The following is a 17,876-nucleotide window of genomic DNA, read 5'->3' as shown; positions in this document are numbered from 1 at the left end:
ATTAATTAAAGGTGCTATACGTTAGTTTAAACGTAACAGAAGACGTTGCATTTAAACGTAAAAAGTCAAATCCATGGATTTTATCCGTGCGCCACATCGTATCAGTGAAGTTTACTTTTTGTTGCCATGAAATCATTGCCATATCATCCAACGCCAAGCTTGCTTCGCCACTATTTGGCGCAAAGTGACGCAAGGTAACTTTAATACCGCGCGGTGGTAACTTTTCTGGGCCAAGTGTTAAGTCGTCAGAAGGCAGTGAAAAGTCATAGTTTAAGGCTTGCCAGTCATGGTTACCAGCCGGTTCAATATCGACCAATTGAGTAGAAAATTCAAGGCCATCCTCAGCGGTGGTATAAACTATTTTTGCGTCTAGTTTTCCGGCGTTTTCAGCTTTACTGTAACCAAACAAACTAAACTCCTTGAAGACATCAATTGAGCCATCATCATTAGGTAATTCCATTGCACGAATGGTTTGTCTAAATGGGAGCAGCGATGGCGTGTTATCAAACTGGGTGCGAGCAGAGCATAAGCCTTGCGCGCCTGAACGAGCACCACTTAAACAAGGCGTTACGCTGTCGCCGGTGTGATCCCAACGAGCAACTTCTAGTTGTTCATCATCGTTATCCCAATCTTCAAAGTCACCGAAAATCATTAAATCGCGCCCTAAAGTGACATCACTTGGCGATCCGTCAATGATTTCAAGTTTAGATAAAAATGCTTTTGTTGATGGAGCAAAGTTGCGTAAATCTAGAATGCTTTGATTTGGGGTAACTGTAACTGTTTCCGTGTGCTGAGAAACAGTCGCTTGATCTGCGGTGAAAAATACATCGGCATAACCATCTCGTGGGATCAAGGTAATGTTATTATCAGAAAACTCAGCCAGACGTCGTAATAAATAATCACTCAAAAAACCATTGGTAAATTTAGGCTGATACCCTTCAACATAAACAGGGTAAGCAAAAGCGCGCTTCGTCATAGGAGATGCATCTTTGTCTACATTTACTAACACCGCAACGCCAAGCAGCGTTTCTAAGCGGTCTTGGTCAAACACAAAATTGCCTAAGCCTAAAATGGCAGGTACGCCATTAAAAACTGCAAAGCCTTGGGCAATATGCGGATGATGAGCAACTAATAAATTGGTTTGTTGTTTGGATAAAGAATTAAACCTGCCTTTAATGTAACCGCTGGGTTGATAAGTGTATTCATCACCACCATGCATTTGGGCAATTACATAATCACTATTTTGCACTGCATCATTAAGATAGTTGGAGACTAATTCTGTTTCTGTTAAATCTGCGGCACCGCCTTTTGTGGCATCGGTAACATAGGTAATTGCATGTTCTTTACCTGTAATGGAGGTCGCTGAAAAAAGTCCTAACGTGAGTGTTCCCACATCCATGAACTTTGCTTGGTAAGCACTGGCTATGTTTTTCCCTGCGCCACTGTGAGCAAGGCCAGCGCTATCTACTTCAAGCAAAGTATCATTGAGGCCATCTTCTAAAAAGTCATACACATGATTATTTCCTAGTGCGACGTAATCAATACCAATGGCTTTGATCCCATCTAGCGTCTCAGGTAATGAAAAAAAGCTAAACTCTTTTGTTGGATGTGCTGCTTCAGGACTACTTGTTATCGGTGTCTCTAAGTTTACTGATGAAAAATCAGCAGCTTGAAAAAATGGTGCGACAAAATGTGTTAATGCTTGAGCATTTTCACTGGCTGTTGCTGGACGAATAAGTGCCCCTGCGACATCAGGGATCGCAGCCGTCATAGTTGCCAAAGAGGGATCTAAAAAGCGTCGTGCAAACATAGTATCGCCAGCAAATAGCAGGCTAACCGAGTTACTACTCTTAGCTGTTAGGGTCAGCTGTTGCTGAGTGTTATCAGCAGTAATTTTGACTGTAGCGACAGCAGGGAAGTAACTTTCATCAGCGATCATTAACCGATGGTTACCTGTTGTAATACCTGAGTAATTAATTTGCCCACTGGCATTTGTTTGATACTGCTGTCCTGCAAACTCAACCATGATGCCAGCCACACTATTAGCTTGCTGATCGGTTATTGTGATTACACCATTAAACGTTTTTTTTAAATAATCATCGCGCAGTTGTGCATCGCTCTTTTGGGCTTGTGTTTCGCCTGTATCATAGGGGTCTTCAACCTTACAGCCAGCGATAATTAGGGCTAAGCAGAGAATAGAAAAGAGTTTATATTTTTTAATTTTCAAACAAGCCTCGTTATCACTGTAGTTACATTTTTTAATACGTTTTCATTATACGGATTTTTTGTGGAAATGATATTAGCCAAGTATTTGAATTTTTCTAATATCATTCATACTAAATTATAGTCAGTTGCCATAAAAAGTCTTTGCAATAATGGTTAGTATCATTTGTCCAAAAATCTTTACAATAGACTACCCAGCGATGGGTAGTTAGCGTATTATTTGCGACATAGTAGGTTTTCTCTTTTTGAGGGTGAAATGCGTTTAGATATCCATTGTGCAGACCGCATCGGTATTGCTCAAGAAATACTCAATATTTTAGTCAACTATCGCGTTGATTTAAAAGGTATTGAAGTTGATTCAATTAACTGTCGTATGTATGTGAGTTTTCCACCGATTGAATTTGAGCAGTTTCAAAAAATCATGCCCTCAATTCGATTAATTGATGGTGTACAGGATGTACGTACCACCGCTTTTTTACCTTCTGAGCGTGAGCATAATGAGCTCAACACATTGTTGCGTGCGCTACCAGATGGTGTGATCTCAATTGATGCCAAAGGTTGGGTAAGGCTTTGCAACGATGCTGCATGTAAAGACTTACAGTTAACTGAAAAAGAAGTTATTGGTTCAAATATTAATAATCTATTGAAAGGCTTTAACTTTACCCGTTGGTTAGAAGGCAAAGAAGTACTGGGACAAACAACCCGGGTTGAGGTGGCTGGTGAAGATTTTATCGCGGATATCTTGCCAATCGCAGTACCACAAGGCAATGAAGGTGATGTATTGGCCGGTGCGGTGATCAACATTAAATCACAAAGCCGTTTAGGTCAGCAGGTAAGTGCGTTTCGTCGTTATGGTCAAGAAAGCTTTGCAACTATTCACAACTTTAGCACTGCGATGCGTCGTGTGGTTCGTGAAGCGCGTAAAATGGCGCAACTTGAAGCTCCGATACTTATCACTGGTGAAACCGGTACCGGCAAAGAGTTACTGGCACGCGCTTGTCACTATGCATCTAATCGTTCTGTAAAACCTTTTATCGCTTTATCGTGCGCTTCACTGCCTGATGATGTTGCTGAGTCTGAATTATTTGGTTATGCCGGTTATGAAGAAAATGCAGCGCCAAAACGCGGCGTATTAGAGCAAGCGGATGGTGGCACGGTATTTTTAGATGAAGTGGGTGAAATGTCTACCCAACTTCAAACTAAGTTACTGCGCTTTTTACAAGATGGTACATTTCGCAAAGTTGGCGATGAGAACGAAGTAAAAGTAAATGTACGCATTATCGCCGCCACGCAAAAAGATTTACCCGCGATGGTACAAGAGGGTACGTTTAGAGAAGATTTATACTATCGGATCAATGTACTGACTTTAGAAATTGCTCCACTACGTGATCGTAAAGCTGATGTAGGGCCACTTGCAGAACATTTTATTCAAAAATATGCGCAGCAAAATGGTCATGCAATTCCGGAACTATCTGCAGAGTGTTTGTCGTTTTTACAAGATTATCCTTGGCCGGGCAATGTCCGCCAATTAGAAAATGCGATATACCGTGCGGTCTCGTTATTAGATGATAACGAGCTGCGTGTTGAGCATTTACAATTACCAGCATTTACACATGATTTAGGGTACTTGGAGTCTGATTTTGAGGGCTCGCTCGACCAAGCTGTAAAGCGTTTTGAGGCTACATTATTACGTAAGTTGTACCCTGCTTACCCAAGTTCGAGACAATTGGCTAAGCGTTTAGGGTTAAGTCATACCGCAGTTGCAAATAAGCTACGTGATTACGGCATTAATCGTAAAACTGTAAAAGTGTAAACTGACTCAAATCAACAGTATTGGGTACTATTGCTTAGTACCCATATCTTTGGTTACACCGTCAATAGCGACAGTATCGATACCCTCAGCGGTGAACTTAATTAAGATACTGATGTTATTACGGGCAAAAAAGTAATCTTTGTTATCTAAACTGATAACATAATCCCCTTTTACCGCGCCTTTATATTGACGTTTTTCAAGTTTGATTGTGTGTTCGCCAATTTCCCAGCTGAATCCTTCAATAAAGCCATTATTAAATTCTTGCACCCACACTTGTTGGTCGTCTTTTGCTAAAGTAATAGCAATGGAATAGGATTCAGGTAATTGCATATCATAGCTTTTTTTACCTATAGTAAACTTGCTATTTTGTTGCTGCCAAGCAAACCCAAATTGAAACGGCTTTTCAACCCCAGTTGGATAACGTACGTCTCCTTCGCCAGGATAGTTAAAGTCGGCCATCGCGCTGGTACTCATCAATGCAAATACCATACTCAAATAAGAAACTGATTTTTTCATCATTTTTCTACTATTATTTATAATCAGAGAATTTCAGAGTAGAGCAGAATATTCTCCAATGCAATACGCTATGCTACACTCACAAAACTGTTAACTGGTAAGACCTTTATTGTGAACTTATATTTTCGTCTTTTATTATTATTTTTTAAAATCAAACGTAACCGTGATTATCAATCATTGTTAGACACTGTGGATATAGATTACAAAGCGCTGCCAAGTGATTGTGATATTAATTTACATCTTACTAACTCTCGTTATTTAGCAATGATGGATTTAGCTCGCACTTGGATGACTGAGCGAGTTGGCTTGCTTGAAACGATTATGAAAAAACGTTGGTTTCCTATCGTTAACGCCACGGCCATCACTTATATTCGTGATATTAAGCCAATGCAACGATATACCATTAGCACGCGCTTAGTTGGTTGGGATCATAAGTATTTTTATATTGAGCAAAAATTTCATTCCGAGCGTGGCTTGCATGCGATCGCCTATGTAAGAGGTGTGTTTAAGCGCAAGCGAGGTGTCGTCAGCGTAGAAGAAATGCTAGAGGCGGTAAACTTTGATGGTATTGTGCCTATATTACCTGCGGAAATTATGCACTGGAAAGAAATGTTAGAGCAGAAAAAAATAACAAATCTTCCCAGTTGAATTTATATACACTGATAAAAGGTCGTTAGGCCTTTTTAGAGTATGTTTAAAAAGCGTATTTAACCCCTAACATGGCAACTACAGGATCAATTTTTACTGTTGAAGTAAGAGCTTGTTTACCATCGGCATAAACAGTTGCATCGGTTTCAATATCCATGATTGATACCATCGCATGTACGCCCCAGTTTTGATCTAGCATATAGTTAAAGCCTGCTTGAGCTACAAAACCAAATGAGTTATCAAGCTTTACTTCAACGTCGTTGGTGCCCAGTACTGTTTTTAGCGCTGTAGAAGGTTGCTCATCAAAAAACACTGTGTAGTTAATACCTACACCAACGAATGGGCGAAATGCTGAAGTACTTTCTAAAAAGTGGTACTGAGCGATTAGTGACGGCGGTAATTGCTTAATATCAGCTATTTTATTGCCAGCTAAACCACCGGTGCCATTAACTTCATGAGAAAAGGGTGTTGCAGCAACCAATTCTAGAACCCACTGATCGTTAAATGCATAGTCAACTGTAATACCCAGTTGTGTATCCGAGCTACCTTTTAAGCCTAAACTTGGATCTTCATTGATCGCTGAGCTGCTATTGTCAGGGTTAACATTAATAGCACCGACATTAACGCTTAAGTTTGCACTGGCGAAAGGAGATGCGATTAAAAGTGAGGTGAGTAACGCTGCGCTAAGTTGTTTTTTCATGCTGTTCTCCGAGAACTACTTTTTGAATTGGCGTTATTATCAGCCAAAAAAAAAATAAAAAACTGTTCTAGATCAAGCTTTATAACAGCGTATAAAACGGCGCAGCGTTTGTTTGATTTAGATTAAGGTTTACTTAATTGACGTTTAAAATCGATTGACAGTGCACTCTTTTTTATTGCTATTCATCAATAGGTCAGGAAAATAAGTTATAATTGCTGCTTAAAGCAAGGGTATACAATGAACGAAACCAACCATCTTTTTCTGTCTGGCTCTATTAGCAAAGCACTGTTAAAACTTGCAGTTCCTATTATTCTTATCAATATTTTACAATCTGCCTATCAATTAACCGATGCGTTCTGGGTTGGTCGTCTAGGGGCGGCACAAGTTGCAGCGGTGTCAGTAAGTATGCCAGTGACCTTTTTAGTGATTGCGATTGGCTCTGGACTTGCGATGGCGGGGGCTATTTTGTCAGCGCAATATATGGGGGCTGGCCAGCAAGATAAAGTAAACCATGTGGCCGCACAAACAGTGTTAATGGTGACTGTGACGGCCATTTGTTTAGGAATTATCGGTTATTTGCTATCTCCTTACTTTTTACATTTACTGGGTGTTGAAGATGCCGTTTATAACGATGCTTTAAAATTTATGCATGTGTCATTTGTGGGTGTGGTATTTGTATTTATTTATGCCATGTTTCAAGCCTTAATGCGGGGTATTGGCCAAACCAAGGTGCCACTGATCATTGTTTCCGTAACCGTGTTGCTAAACTTTGTACTCGATCCATTATTTATTTTTGGTTATGGCAGCTTTACAGGTCTTGGGGTGATGGGGGCAGCGCTGGCTACATTGGTGACACAAAGTTTGGCAGCCATTGCTGGCATTGTTATTTTTATGCGTGGTCGCCATGGTATTAAGCTAAAATTATCAAGTTTCATTCCTGATTACAGTTATATCAAACAAGCGTTTTATTTAGGTGCACCAGGCTCTGTGGAGTTGTCAGCGCGTGCATTTGGTTTGATTATCATGTCTTTTTTAGTGGCTAGTTTTGGCACTCAAACCATTGCTTCTTATGGTGTTGGTTCAAATATATTACAGATGGTGATGATCCCGGCTATGGGACTCTCGATGGCTGTGTCGACCTTAGTTGGACAGAATATGGGCGCAGGTAACCCGCAACGAGCATCGCAAATTACTAAGTTGGCGGTACTTTGGGGATTATGTGGTTTGTCTTTTATTGGGGCGATTGCATTTATATTTGCACCTTACTTAGTGGCATTTTTTATCCCCGATGATCAAGGTGTGATAGCCAAAGGCGCACAGTTTATTCGTGTTATGTGCTTAACTTGGGGCGGAATAGGCGTGCAATTATGTGTGGTGGCTGCATTTAGAGCATCAGGGAACATGCTTAATGCGATGTTGTTGGCGCTGTTTTCTCAATGCGTAGTACAGTTTCCGGTGGCGTATATTTTGTCAAAACACACACATCTGGGCGATCACGGCATTTGGTACTCGTTTGCTGTCACCAATGTGATCGTCGCATCGCTATCGTATTTGTGGTTTTGTCGTGGTCGTTGGCAACAAACAAAATTGACCAAAGATGATAAAGATATCGCTAAAGTCAGCCAAGAAGCATTCATCGAAGAAGGTGCACACTAATACCAATCGACTTAAATATTTAACCATTCTAGCGCGCTAACGCGCTAAATAAAGCGCTAACTGCGTTAGTAATTTTTCATGTACGACTGCATGGATGCAAGAGGTAGAGCAATGCAGGAGCAATTGCCGAGAACAACTACATGTCAAAATCTCTGCCTTGTTATCACTGTATTTTTCTGTCGCTATAAATGGTCAGTAACTTAAAACGATTAGTATAATCCGTGTTTCATAAAGCGGTCATAAATTCAGGTTGTAATGAATACACTCTCTCTTAATAAGGGTGTTAATTATGACTTTAGCTATCCAATCTCACACCACGAATGATGCAATCCACACTGATACTGTGGTCAGTTACCTTCAAAAGCTGATCCAATTTAAATCTGTTACGCCACAGCAAGCCGGGGCAATAGACTGGTTAGCAAAGCAGTTAACAGACCTTGGCTTTAACTGTGAACAGTTTACCTTTAATAATGTTACTAACTTAATAGCTAAAGTAAGCTTTGGTGATGGGCCACGCTATGCTTTTTCGGGGCATATTGATGTGGTCCCCGCATCTGGAGGAGCGTGGCGAGCAGAACCATTTTCAGGTGATATTATTGATGGCGCGATTTATGGCCGAGGCGCTGCTGATATGAAAGGGGGCGTTGCCGCCATGTTATGTGCCAGTCGTGCATTGCTGGCTAACGTAGCTGCAAAAAAAGGTACTTTTTACTGGTTGATCACCTCTGATGAAGAAGGGGAAGCGGAATATGGTTCACTACTGATTGCCGAGCGTTTAGCGCAACAGGGCATCCAACTTGACGGCTGCATTGTCGGCGAGCCAACCAGTCATTTGCATGTTGGTGATACAATCAAAAATGGCCGTCGAGGTGCACTGTCTGCGCGGTTAGTGATCAACGGCAAAGCAGGGCATGTTGCTTATCCAGAAAACACCATCAATGCAGCTCATCTTAGTGCAGAAGTAATCAAGCGCTTGACTAGCATAACTTGGCAGCGTGACGAGCCAAGTTCACATACGAGCTTGCAAATAACCGGGATTAATATTGCTAATGTTGTCGATAACATGGTGCCAGCACGATGTGAAATGACATTTAATATTCGTTATAGCCATGGTTATAAAAGCAGTGATATAAAAAATGAGATTCAATTCGCGTTAGACGATTTACAAGCTTTGCTGAGTGTGGAATGGGAGCGTCCGTGTGAGCCTTTTTATACGAGTCATCAAACGCGTCGCTGTTTATTGACTCAAGTTGAACAAGCTATTTTTAATGTGACAGGCAGTTATCCTTTATTAAGTACCAGTGGCGGAACTTCTGATGGGCGGTTTTTTGCCAATGATTACACCCAAGTGATTGAATGCGGGGTACGAAATAATACCATCCACCAAGTTAACGAGCATGTGCCTATTAATGACTTACTAAAAATTGAGAAAATATATACACAGCTTTTAGAGCAGGTATTTAGCCGTATCAGCTGACTATAACGCAAGGCCATCATTAAACTGTTCATTATAAACAGACAATTTCTGACAATGTCCGACAAGCGCTGAGAGATGTCTCGTAAAGGATATGCTAACATTTTTTCAGTAAATTTCGCTATTCGAAATAAAATACTTAGTAATTGATTAATAAAAAATTATTAAAGTAATAACAGCGTTTAGTGCGGTTTTTAGCGTTGATAAAATTAAACATTATGGAGATTGTTATGAGCACCAGTAATAAAGGATTTAGTATTGCACTGTTGTTTGGTGTGGCAGCTGCTTTAAGTGGATGTGGTGAAAGCACGGATGAATTAGATGATAAATTAACCCATCAAGCAAATATGTCTTTCATAAATTCATTGGATTATATGGCTGACTTTCATGTCAAAAAAAGGAGTATTAGCACCGGCTACAGTGGTTTATTCGATAGTGATAATATCGCTGCGGGCGATGTAGAGGCCAATGCTGTGGGTAGTCGCTATAACTACAGTTATAAAGTAATCAATAACATGATTAACTTGGGAGTTAAAGATAGTATCAATGCGAATAAAGAGGAACGCATAAATACAACCTTGAGTAATAACGACGATTTATGGGTAATTGCTTGGCAATCTTCAGGTAAGCGGGCTTTGTCTGTCATTGATAAAAAACAAAACAATACTGCAGATGTATTTAATGTGCGTTTATTTGCCAACGGCGAGTATGATGTGTCAATTGATGATAAAAAAGTATTAACTACAAAAAAGGGCAGTGTCACAGCGTTCTTAGCGGTGAGTAATTGTGCTAATGGCCTAAAAGTTGCCAATCAGGCTATCGATTTATGTGCGGGTAATTTTGGCGCTTCATATTTATTAGTTGTCGATAGTAATGGTAAACGAGTAATGGCTGAAGAATAACTTTAGATTAAAACTCCTCTGGTTAGTGTGAAATAGTTGCTGAGATAGATGTATTATCCACAGTTCAAGTCTCTCAAAGGCGCTACTCCCATGTTGGAGATATAGCGCCATATCCACCTAGAACTACCACGCACTAACTACAAATAAGTAGCCTTTGGAACGGATAGTCTTAATTTTTATTGGGTTACGCGCATTATCACCGAGCTTCTTGCGTAACTGGCTAATATGATTATCAACACCACGTTCAATTCCATCATAGTGATAACCTTTTATTTTTTCAACAATGTCACTACGTGACAGAATAACTCCTGCATTTTTAGCAAGCAGTAGCAGTAGGTCATATTCGCCGTCTGTGAGCTGGATATGTTGCGTTGCTAAAGAGACAGTTCGGTTGTGCGTATTAATGATTAATTGCCCAAACGTTATAGACTCTTTCGTTTGTGGCTTTATGGCGAGTGGATCTGTGGGATGTCCACGTCTTAAAAAAGCTTTAATTTTTGCCAGTAGTAAGCGAGGTTTCACCGGCTTTAGTAAATAATCGTCGGCACCAATTTCAAGCCCTACAACCTGATCAATTTCTTCTTCTCGTGCAGTAAACATCAAAATATAGCCGCTGTATGACTGCCTTACTTCGCGGCATACCGTTAAGCCATCCTTGTTCGGTAACATAACGTCAAGCAGCACCAGAGCTGGCTGCCACTGAAGAATACGGGAGACCGCATGCTCGCCATTTGATTCTATTTCAACCTGATAGCCTTCAATCGTTAAATACTCTTGAATTGACTCAGCAAGCGGTAAATCATCTTCTACCACTAAAATCTTTGTTTTCATTTCTTGTTCTCTATGTGGATTATCGATGTGTGCGTTTGGCTGGCCAATTTAGTATGAAACATGCACCACCTAAACTGGATGGCTCAACACTCGCGGTTCCTTCATGCCAGCCTAAAATTTGTTTAACGATTGCAAGGCCTAGTCCGGTTCCACCGACTTGCAAATTACGACTTTGATCTTCTCGATAGAATGGTTCAAATACCTTCTCAGCACAGGGTAAAGGAATACCATCACCGTTATCAGCAACACAAATCAGCCAGCCTTTTGCGGTTTGTTCATAGCTTACTTGAATATGGTTTCTTCCATACGCTATGGCATTGCGCATTAAATTACTTAATGCACGGCTCATATAAAACTTATCAATCATTGCATGGCAAACGCCTTGTTCAAGTAAAACAATCTCAGTATCAGGGTTGGCTTCTTGCCAACAGATTAACTCTTGTTTTATCCAATGATTAAGTTCAACGGTTGCAAATGTAAGAGTGGGTATTTCGCGCTCAAATCGAGCATGTGTAAGCATTTCTGACACTAATGAATTTAGTTCATTCAAAGATAATTCAATCCGCTCTAGTTGCCCTAGTTGATAGTCATTGGTTGTACTATTTCTAAGTAATTCAACATTGAATTCAATGCGTGCGATGGGAGTTCGCAATTCATGTGATACAGCATTGATCAGAGTTTTATGAGAAGAGATAAGGCGTTGTATTTTTTCGGCCATGGTATTAAACGTTTTGGACAAGTGGTTTAGATGGCTAAAACGAATTAGCTTAGCGCGAGCATCAAATTTACCTTGTCCAAGTAATATCGCCACTTTATTGAGCGATAACATAGAGCGCCAGCCAGGAATTAACCATATTATAATTGGTATAAGCAGAAAAAAGCCGAATATAAAATAAAAGATACTTAACATGTACACCACTTTGCCCTTTAGTTGAGGGCTAAAAGGGCCAAGTACAATTACTTTATCGCTATTTTTGATGCGCTGTACGGCAATGTCGGCGGGATAGCCAATAAAATCAGAATCCGCAGTTGATATGGTCACAATAGCTCCTGTTTTTAATTGGGCTATTTGTTGCTCTGTGTAAGTTAACTCACTCAATGTCATCAGTGCAACGGGATATGTAAAATCATCACTGAGCGAATCAATTATCGACGGCCAGCTCTGCTGTGGGTGTTGCATCAGCATATTATTCAGTAGGTAAAAAGAGCCCATCATCCAACGTTGCGCTTCGTTGATCAGATGCTTAGGAACCGTATTGGGTTTTACAATTACTAATAGCTGTTCGTCATCTATTTTTCGATATGCTAAATCTGTTTGCGGATCACCCCAAATTTTATCCTCTGCGAGCCAAGATTGTTGCTCACTTGAAAAATCACTTTGTTGATAGTCTTGTAAAGTAAGTTCAAAGCCAAAATTAGCTTGTATGTTTTGTAAGTAGGCCATTCTCTGGTGTTTAGGTATGGATTGTAATTGTTGTGCAAGAAGATCCGTAGAGCCTGATGTTAAAAACTCTAAAGCCCATTTTTCAGTAGGGTACCTGACGTTACTTTCAAAATGAGGTATCACCAATAATTGAATGCTAACTACCGAAAAAATAATGATAAAAGATAAAAATAGCAGGGACCTTTTCATAGCTGTTCTGTCAACAATTTGTGTACAACCACTTTATCATATCTGCACATAAAAACTACTTTTGATAGCATACAGCGAACGCAAATTCACGTTACGGATATATACCCAAACCACATCAAGATGCGAGTTTTAGTTGGAATTAAAAGCGATTTAGGCAAGGCATTGATTGCAAGTAATAGTGGTTCTATTGTTAAAATCAATAACGCAGTATAAATCGCTTTTAAACCAACCCGTTGGGCGTTTCACAGGGACTTACTCTCATCGTTGTTTCTTAAAAGGGATTGCCATTCTTGCAAAGTAACGCCTTGATATTAAGCCCCTGTGAAACGCTGAATTCTGTATCTTGAGGTGGCTTGGGTATAGTAAATAAGCTAGATGGCTGGTCGTCCTTATTTTATACACCTTTGCGTTCTTAGTTCTTTCCTAAATATCTTTTTGCTTTGCCTTCTTTTACTTTTTCAAGATCAACAAGCACTAAGCCATCAATACAATTATTGAAATCAGGATCAACACTAAAACTTAAAAACTGTACGCCGCCAGGCTCACATAGTTCGGTGTATTGTTTAAATAAAGTGGGTACTTGGGCACCCATGTTTGCGAGCACATGTTTGAGCTCAACAAAGTCTTCTTTGAGATCATCACCGCTAAATAGATTTGCGCACTGTATGAGTTGCTGCTCTGTGAGTTTGAACTCATTATTAGGTGTAGCTATAACCTGCTTAGCGCCGTAATAATGCTGATAATAATGAACTAACATGGCTTTGGCTGGTTCTGGCAACGCGTTAGAGACACTGACTGCGCCATAGAGGTAGCGATACTGAGGATAATTTTTCACAAACGCGCCAATCCCATACCATAAATAATCAAGACTTTTACGGCCCCAGTATTTAGGTTGTACAAAGCTGCGACCCAGTTCAATACCTGCAGCAAAGTAAGGAGTCATTGCATCACTGTAAGAAAATAAGCTATCAGTATATAAACCTTTGCGGCCGTGTTTATCAATAATAGCTTGAGCACAAGCAAGTCGGTATGCGCCAACCAATTCAAGTTGTGAGCCGTCCCATAAAACCAAGTGCTGATAATCCATATCGTACTTATCAATATCACGACGCTTACCACTGCCTTCACCAACAGTGCGAAACGAAATCTCTCGTAACCGGCCAAGCTCTCTGAAAATCGCTGAGCTGCCTTGATATTGATAAAGGTATATCTGCATGCCGTCTTGAGTTGTGCCTAATAGCTCACACTGTTCGATGGCTTTTTTTAGTTCCTTGCGGCATTCTGAGGAGGCGATGGGTGCTTGTGTTTTAAGCGGTAAGGTTTTCTTTGAGGTAAGTGCATAAAGCTGCTTACGGATCAGATTGACTACTTCTTTGTCTTTAAGGTTTTCAATTAAATAAGACTCTGGAGGTATCGATGCGCCAATTTCAAACTCTAATGATTTTTGTCGTTGTTTAAACATTTCTTTAACCAGTAATAAACTCGCTAAAGGCTTGTAAATCATCGATGTGCCATAAAAAAGTGGGCTATTTTTGGCTTTAATAAAAATCGGTAAAATTGGCGCATTGGCTTTTTTTGCTATCCGTAAAAAACCACTATTCCACTTGCAATCTTTAATTCCGGTAGGGCTTAAACGCGACACTTCACCTGCTGGGAAAATGAGAATGGCCCCAGCTTCTTTAAGGTGCTGGTGGATATTATTGAGTTCTTGCTTTTTACTGTCACCCGATAAATTATCGACCGGCAGTAATAATGAGTGCATTGGCGTAACTGACATTAACATGCGATTGGCAACGACCTTTAAATCCTTACGAACACTTGATAATACTTTAATTAATGCCAGTGCATCTAAAGAGCCAATAGGGTGGTTAGCAACAATAACTAACTTACCCTCACTAGGAATATTCTCAATCTGCTTTGGCTTGTAGCGAGTATCAAAATCTAGTTCATCCAACACTTGCTCAACAAACTCAATGCCTTGTAGGTGCGGGTAGGCATCACCAAATGCAACAAATTCTTGTTCGTGAAGCAAATAACCTAACCCTTTTTTAACTAAACTTTTTACTTTAGGTGAGTTTTCTAATTGTGGTAGATTTGCTGCGATTACTTTATCAACACTGATCATAATTACCTCGTTTGCATATGGTGATCAATATATCGCCAGAGTAAAAGCTTGCCATGACAATTAGGTTGCAGTTGTGTGACTTTTTAAAGAGCCGAGCAGTAATTCGATTAGATTAAATGTTTTAACAAAGGTTATACTCTTTGCAAATCAACAACTCTATAGGCATAACATGAGCGTACTCGTTGCGATTAGTGGACGTGATTGCAGTAAAATTATTACTGCGTTAGCGACTAAATTACCAGGTGTAAAAATTTCACAGTGGCCAGACTGTGATAACTTAGAGGATGTTGAATTTGTGCTTGCTTGGCTGGCACCTGCAGATATGTGGGCACAACTACCGAATTTAAAAGTAGTTTCTTCATTTGGCGCAGGGGTCGATAGCATTGATTTAAACTTACTCCCTGACAATGTCGTTGTGACACGCATCGTTGATGAAAATTTAGCTCATGATATGGCAGAGTATGTGCTTACCCATATTTTAGCGCATAAGTTAAGGCTTAAAGACTATGTGATTAAGCAACAACAACGACAATGGCTGCCAAAACGCGCTTATAGTCATAATCATGTTGTGATTTTAGGTTTTGGTGAGTTAGGACAAAGCTGCGCTAAACGTTTACTGGCTAATAATTTTACCGTAAGTGCATTTTCACAAAGCCCTAAAAATATACCCGAAGTAAATTGTATTCATCAAGTAAGTGAGTTACCAAGTTTGTTAGCACAGGCTGATTATCTCGTGTGTTTATTACCACTAACCACGCAAACGAAGGGCTTTATTAATCGCAACTTATTAATGCAGCTACCAAGTCATGCCGTGCTCATCAATGTAGCGCGAGGCCAGCACGTCGTTGCAGACGATTTACTTTGGGCATTAGATAATCAAATTATAAGAGGAGCAACATTGGATGTTTTTGCACAAGAGCCATTAGCTGCAGAGCATCCTTTTTGGCATCATTCAGCGGTTACAATGACTCCCCATTGCGCGGCATTGTCTGATCTGGAAACTGTAACGCAGCAGATTGCTAATAATGTACAACGTATGAAAACAGGCCTTAAATTAAATAATCAGGTTGATAGAACAAAAGGTTATTAAAAGTTCAGCGACAATAGCGTAGTACATCTTGTTAACATCTGTAATTTTAGTTAGTCTAGTTAACTCAAAAAACACTAACAATAATAATAAGGTGTACAATGAAACAGCATCAAACAGGCGTTAAATTTAGTATTATCGTTATTTCAGTGGTCTTAATGGGTGTGTCTGCATGGTTTAATCAAGCTAATGCAAGTGAACAAGCTCCTGTTTTACAAAGCCAAACAGAATAAATAGAACCAACGATTGATAACGAAGCCGGGTTAGCGTTTACTATGACGCTCCCGGTTCTCACTCTTCTTCTCATCACTTTTTTTAATTAACACATAGCTTGCACCACTGCCACCATGATGCCTAAGTGCACTATGAAAGGCTAATACGCAGTCAATTTCTTGTAGCCATTTATTGGTATAACTTTTTAACACCCCAGGGGTCTTTTTGTTTTTGATACCAGTGCCGTGGCGGATCACTACCACACGAATATTACGTTTTTGGCAATCAGTTATAAATTCAAATAAGGCTTGGCGTGCGTTTTTTAGTGTTTGGCCATGTAAGTCAAGTGTCGCATCAAGCTGATACTTAGCTAATCGAAGATTTTTAAATACAGCATCTTGCACTCCCGCATTTTTATAACTCAATAGTGCATTAGGCTCTAATAGCTCGACTAATTCACTACGTAGATAATTTTCATCGATGTTTAAATTTAATTCTGCGGCTTTGCGTTTTTGTTGCTGGGCTAAAGAGGGGCCAGTTAAGTGTTGTGATGGTTCGATCGTATCGTGATCTAGGCGAGCAACGTCTTCCATAGACGTTAAAAATAAATCAGAGTCAGTTAAAGGCATAGTGATACCCAAAGTAGCATAATACGCCGATGATTTTAACTTAGTTCATTTTGCTGCCCAAGTTCTATTCGCGCAAAAAAATACCCTACCGAGCAAAGCCCGGTAGGGTACATAAAATTATCTAGGGAGAGATATTAATTTTGCGGCACATTTAATTGCCCAAAGGTATAAACCTTGAACAAGTAAAACGTGTTTATCAACACTAAACTCATGTTTGAAATAACACTCGACGACATTAAATCCAAGCTAAATGACAAAAACAGTAAAGCACAGGCGCTGATCGCCGCTACACGCAGTATTGTTAATTGATTGATAAAAAACGCCCCTAATCCTAGGGCTAACAGGATAATATTTAAAAGCCAATCTAGCTCGTTTAGCATGGTTGTATCGTTGTTCAAGTGTTGAAAAAAGGAGCGCCATTATGTTGATATTTTGCGCACCTTTCAACCAAGTAATTTTATATTTTCAGATTAGTTTTTTTAATCCAAAATTAATTTTTGTAATGCAGAAAAAAAGCCGGCTTGTTCGGTTACTCGATATTTTTGACAAGTATCTGGTTGCTTATTGTTTTGACATAAATAAAGGCTATTACGCGCTAAATCGGCATTTGGCTGCAAATTTGAGTCAAATAACATGGCGCCATAACCAAACAGTCCCGGCCAATATACACTTTGCGTTACTAATCCTAATTTTTCATAGGTTAATAACTGTGGTTTGGGGATAACTAAAATAGCAAACACAATAACACCCGCTACAATAATGCCTGTGCGGCTTTTTTTTGTTTCAGTTAATTCACTACTAGCAGTTTGTGTTTGTGCTTGCGTGACGTTTGCCTGAGCAGGCGCTTTTCGCTTGTTAGTTGGTGCCGTTGGTTTTTTTCGTTGAGGCGTTTTTCCTAGCAAGGATTGTTTTTTTATATTATTTGACATAAAGCAAATCTGGCCTTTTAAGCAGAGCTCTCTATAATGAGATTATTAAATTAGAAAAGTTATTAAGCATAATAACTTAAACCTAGTTCATAACCTACGGGGATCAACAATGAATACGCAGCTTTCAATTTTAATAGTGGATGATGTTGGAACAGTGCGCAGCTTTCTCCATCAAACATTAATGCACTTAGGTATTGAAAATGTTAGAGAAGCGTCGACAGCTGCGCAATGTATAAGTGCTTGCCAAGCGGCCGATTATAATATTATTTTTTTAGATATTGAGTTGCCAGACGGTGATGGTAAAGAGATTATCGCGCAGATCAATGAAATAAACCCACAAACTAATGTCGTTATGGTATCGGCTCACTCAACGGTTGAGAATGTTAAAGATGCAATCGATAAAGGGGCTAAAGGATTTGTGGTAAAACCATTTACACCGAAGAAAATAGCGGCAATGTTGAAAAAGTTTTATCCAGAATTAGACGTTGTTTAACGCA

General features: G+C 39.8%; 17 protein-coding genes. 8 read left to right on the top strand and 9 right to left on the bottom strand.

Going from position 1 to position 17,876, the window contains the following annotated elements; translation table 11 throughout:
* Position 1: 1 nt before the first annotated feature.
* Positions 2 to 2,227: a CapA family protein gene (locus H5162_RS08195; RefSeq protein WP_220491207.1), complete on the bottom strand. Its 2,226-nt coding sequence runs from the start codon at positions 2,225 to 2,227 to the stop codon at positions 2 to 4.
* A gap of 252 nt (positions 2,228 to 2,479) precedes the next feature.
* Between H5162_RS08195 and tyrR the strand changes: the two genes are divergently transcribed.
* Positions 2,480 to 4,036: a transcriptional regulator TyrR gene (tyrR, locus tag H5162_RS08190; protein WP_145237318.1), complete on the top strand. Its 1,557-nt coding sequence runs from the start codon at positions 2,480 to 2,482 to the stop codon at positions 4,034 to 4,036.
* 27 nt (positions 4,037 to 4,063) lie between these two features.
* Here tyrR and H5162_RS08185 read toward each other — a convergent pair whose 3' ends face one another.
* Positions 4,064 to 4,552 carry a hypothetical protein gene (locus H5162_RS08185; protein ID WP_145237744.1) on the bottom strand — a complete coding sequence of 163 codons (489 nt, stop codon included), beginning with the start codon at positions 4,550 to 4,552 and terminating at the stop codon, positions 4,064 to 4,066.
* A 111-nt stretch (positions 4,553 to 4,663) separates the two neighbouring features.
* Here H5162_RS08185 and H5162_RS08180 point away from each other — a divergent pair, with 111 nt between their 5' ends.
* Positions 4,664 to 5,200, top strand: coding sequence for a thioesterase family protein (locus H5162_RS08180; protein ID WP_182759864.1), 537 nt, complete (start codon positions 4,664 to 4,666; stop codon positions 5,198 to 5,200).
* A 46-nt stretch (positions 5,201 to 5,246) separates the two neighbouring features.
* Here the strand turns inward: H5162_RS08180 and H5162_RS08175 are convergent, their stop codons facing one another.
* On the bottom strand, positions 5,247 to 5,900 hold the full coding sequence (locus tag H5162_RS08175; RefSeq protein ID WP_145237312.1) for an OmpW family protein: 654 nt from the start codon (positions 5,898 to 5,900) through the stop codon (positions 5,247 to 5,249).
* A 237-nt stretch (positions 5,901 to 6,137) separates the two neighbouring features.
* Here H5162_RS08175 and H5162_RS08170 point away from each other — a divergent pair, with 237 nt between their 5' ends.
* From H5162_RS08170 to H5162_RS08160, 3 genes are all read left to right on the top strand, one after another.
* Positions 6,138 to 7,556 carry an MATE family efflux transporter gene (locus H5162_RS08170; RefSeq protein ID WP_182731091.1) on the top strand — a complete coding sequence of 473 codons (1,419 nt, stop codon included), beginning with the start codon at positions 6,138 to 6,140 and terminating at the stop codon, positions 7,554 to 7,556.
* A 289-nt stretch (positions 7,557 to 7,845) separates the two neighbouring features.
* Positions 7,846 to 9,033: a succinyl-diaminopimelate desuccinylase gene (gene dapE, locus H5162_RS08165; protein ID WP_182731092.1), complete on the top strand. Its 1,188-nt coding sequence runs from the start codon at positions 7,846 to 7,848 to the stop codon at positions 9,031 to 9,033.
* 227 nt (positions 9,034 to 9,260) lie between these two features.
* Positions 9,261 to 9,932, top strand: a complete 672-nt coding sequence (locus H5162_RS08160; protein ID WP_182717073.1) for a hypothetical protein — start codon at positions 9,261 to 9,263, stop codon at positions 9,930 to 9,932.
* Between the two features lie 123 nt (positions 9,933 to 10,055).
* Here the strand turns inward: H5162_RS08160 and H5162_RS08155 are convergent, their stop codons facing one another.
* From H5162_RS08155 to H5162_RS08145, 3 genes are all read right to left on the bottom strand, one after another.
* Positions 10,056 to 10,763 (bottom strand): response regulator transcription factor, encoded by a 708-nt coding sequence (locus tag H5162_RS08155; RefSeq protein WP_182717074.1) that lies wholly within the window; start codon positions 10,761 to 10,763, stop codon positions 10,056 to 10,058.
* A 19-nt stretch (positions 10,764 to 10,782) separates the two neighbouring features.
* A complete protein-coding gene (locus H5162_RS08150) occupies positions 10,783 to 12,207 on the bottom strand; it encodes an ATP-binding protein (protein ID WP_259398188.1) in 1,425 nt (474 codons plus the stop codon).
* Between the two features lie 601 nt (positions 12,208 to 12,808).
* Positions 12,809 to 14,521, bottom strand: a complete 1,713-nt coding sequence (locus H5162_RS08145; RefSeq protein WP_182778217.1) for a lysophospholipid acyltransferase family protein — start codon at positions 14,519 to 14,521, stop codon at positions 12,809 to 12,811.
* A gap of 169 nt (positions 14,522 to 14,690) precedes the next feature.
* On the opposite strand from H5162_RS08145, the gene H5162_RS08140 reads away from it, so the two are divergent.
* Positions 14,691 to 15,611 (top strand): glyoxylate/hydroxypyruvate reductase A, encoded by a 921-nt coding sequence (locus H5162_RS08140; RefSeq protein ID WP_182734413.1) that lies wholly within the window; start codon positions 14,691 to 14,693, stop codon positions 15,609 to 15,611.
* 98 nt (positions 15,612 to 15,709) lie between these two features.
* Positions 15,710 to 15,841 carry a hypothetical protein gene (locus tag H5162_RS21355; RefSeq protein ID WP_257325490.1) on the top strand — a complete coding sequence of 44 codons (132 nt, stop codon included), beginning with the start codon at positions 15,710 to 15,712 and terminating at the stop codon, positions 15,839 to 15,841.
* Positions 15,842 to 15,871: 30 nt separating this feature from the next.
* On the opposite strand, the gene smrA is transcribed toward H5162_RS21355, so the two are convergent.
* From smrA to H5162_RS08125, 3 genes are all read right to left on the bottom strand, one after another.
* Positions 15,872 to 16,450: a DNA endonuclease SmrA gene (gene smrA / locus H5162_RS08135; protein ID WP_145237288.1), complete on the bottom strand. Its 579-nt coding sequence runs from the start codon at positions 16,448 to 16,450 to the stop codon at positions 15,872 to 15,874.
* A 134-nt stretch (positions 16,451 to 16,584) separates the two neighbouring features.
* Positions 16,585 to 16,830 carry a hypothetical protein gene (locus H5162_RS08130; RefSeq protein WP_145237284.1) on the bottom strand — a complete coding sequence of 82 codons (246 nt, stop codon included), beginning with the start codon at positions 16,828 to 16,830 and terminating at the stop codon, positions 16,585 to 16,587.
* Between the two features lie 99 nt (positions 16,831 to 16,929).
* The gene (locus H5162_RS08125) at positions 16,930 to 17,379 is read right to left on the bottom strand and encodes a hypothetical protein (RefSeq protein ID WP_145237281.1); all 450 of its coding nucleotides are present in this window, start codon (positions 17,377 to 17,379) and stop codon (positions 16,930 to 16,932) included.
* A 109-nt stretch (positions 17,380 to 17,488) separates the two neighbouring features.
* Here H5162_RS08125 and H5162_RS08120 point away from each other — a divergent pair, with 109 nt between their 5' ends.
* The gene (locus H5162_RS08120; protein ID WP_145237278.1) at positions 17,489 to 17,872 is read left to right on the top strand and encodes a response regulator; all 384 of its coding nucleotides are present in this window, start codon (positions 17,489 to 17,491) and stop codon (positions 17,870 to 17,872) included.
* Positions 17,873 to 17,876 lie beyond the last annotated feature (4 nt).

This window comes from Pseudoalteromonas sp. SR41-8 (assembly GCF_014163915.1).
Lineage (GTDB): Bacteria > Pseudomonadota > Gammaproteobacteria > Enterobacterales > Alteromonadaceae > Pseudoalteromonas > Pseudoalteromonas rhizosphaerae.
The sequence above is the reverse complement of the archived record's forward strand: the minus strand, read 5'-3'. Positions and strand labels throughout refer to the sequence as shown.

Bases quoted from the DNA above. Each gene is read 5' to 3' on its own strand.
- H5162_RS08160 (WP_182717073.1), top strand. From the start codon at position 9,261: ATGAGCACCAGTAATAAAGGATTTAGTATTGCACTGTTGTTTGGTGTG.
- H5162_RS08155 (WP_182717074.1), bottom strand. From the start codon at position 10,763: ATGAAAACAAAGATTTTAGTGGTAGAAGATGATTTACCGCTTGCTGAG.
- H5162_RS08185 (WP_145237744.1), bottom strand. From the start codon at position 4,552: ATGAAAAAATCAGTTTCTTATTTGAGTATGGTATTTGCATTGATGAGT.
- H5162_RS08175 (WP_145237312.1), bottom strand. From the start codon at position 5,900: ATGAAAAAACAACTTAGCGCAGCGTTACTCACCTCACTTTTAATCGCA.
- tyrR (WP_145237318.1), top strand. From the start codon at position 2,480: ATGCGTTTAGATATCCATTGTGCAGACCGCATCGGTATTGCTCAAGAA.
- H5162_RS08125 (WP_145237281.1), bottom strand. From the start codon at position 17,379: ATGTCAAATAATATAAAAAAACAATCCTTGCTAGGAAAAACGCCTCAA.
- H5162_RS08170 (WP_182731091.1), top strand. From the start codon at position 6,138: ATGAACGAAACCAACCATCTTTTTCTGTCTGGCTCTATTAGCAAAGCA.
- H5162_RS21355 (WP_257325490.1), top strand. From the start codon at position 15,710: ATGAAACAGCATCAAACAGGCGTTAAATTTAGTATTATCGTTATTTCA.
- H5162_RS08150 (WP_259398188.1), bottom strand. From the start codon at position 12,207: ATGGCCTACTTACAAAACATACAAGCTAATTTTGGCTTTGAACTTACT.
- smrA (WP_145237288.1), bottom strand. From the start codon at position 16,450: ATGCCTTTAACTGACTCTGATTTATTTTTAACGTCTATGGAAGACGTT.
- H5162_RS08130 (WP_145237284.1), bottom strand. From the start codon at position 16,830: ATGCTAAACGAGCTAGATTGGCTTTTAAATATTATCCTGTTAGCCCTA.
- H5162_RS08145 (WP_182778217.1), bottom strand. From the start codon at position 14,521: ATGATCAGTGTTGATAAAGTAATCGCAGCAAATCTACCACAATTAGAA.
- H5162_RS08140 (WP_182734413.1), top strand. From the start codon at position 14,691: ATGAGCGTACTCGTTGCGATTAGTGGACGTGATTGCAGTAAAATTATT.
- dapE (WP_182731092.1), top strand. From the start codon at position 7,846: ATGACTTTAGCTATCCAATCTCACACCACGAATGATGCAATCCACACT.
- H5162_RS08120 (WP_145237278.1), top strand. From the start codon at position 17,489: ATGAATACGCAGCTTTCAATTTTAATAGTGGATGATGTTGGAACAGTG.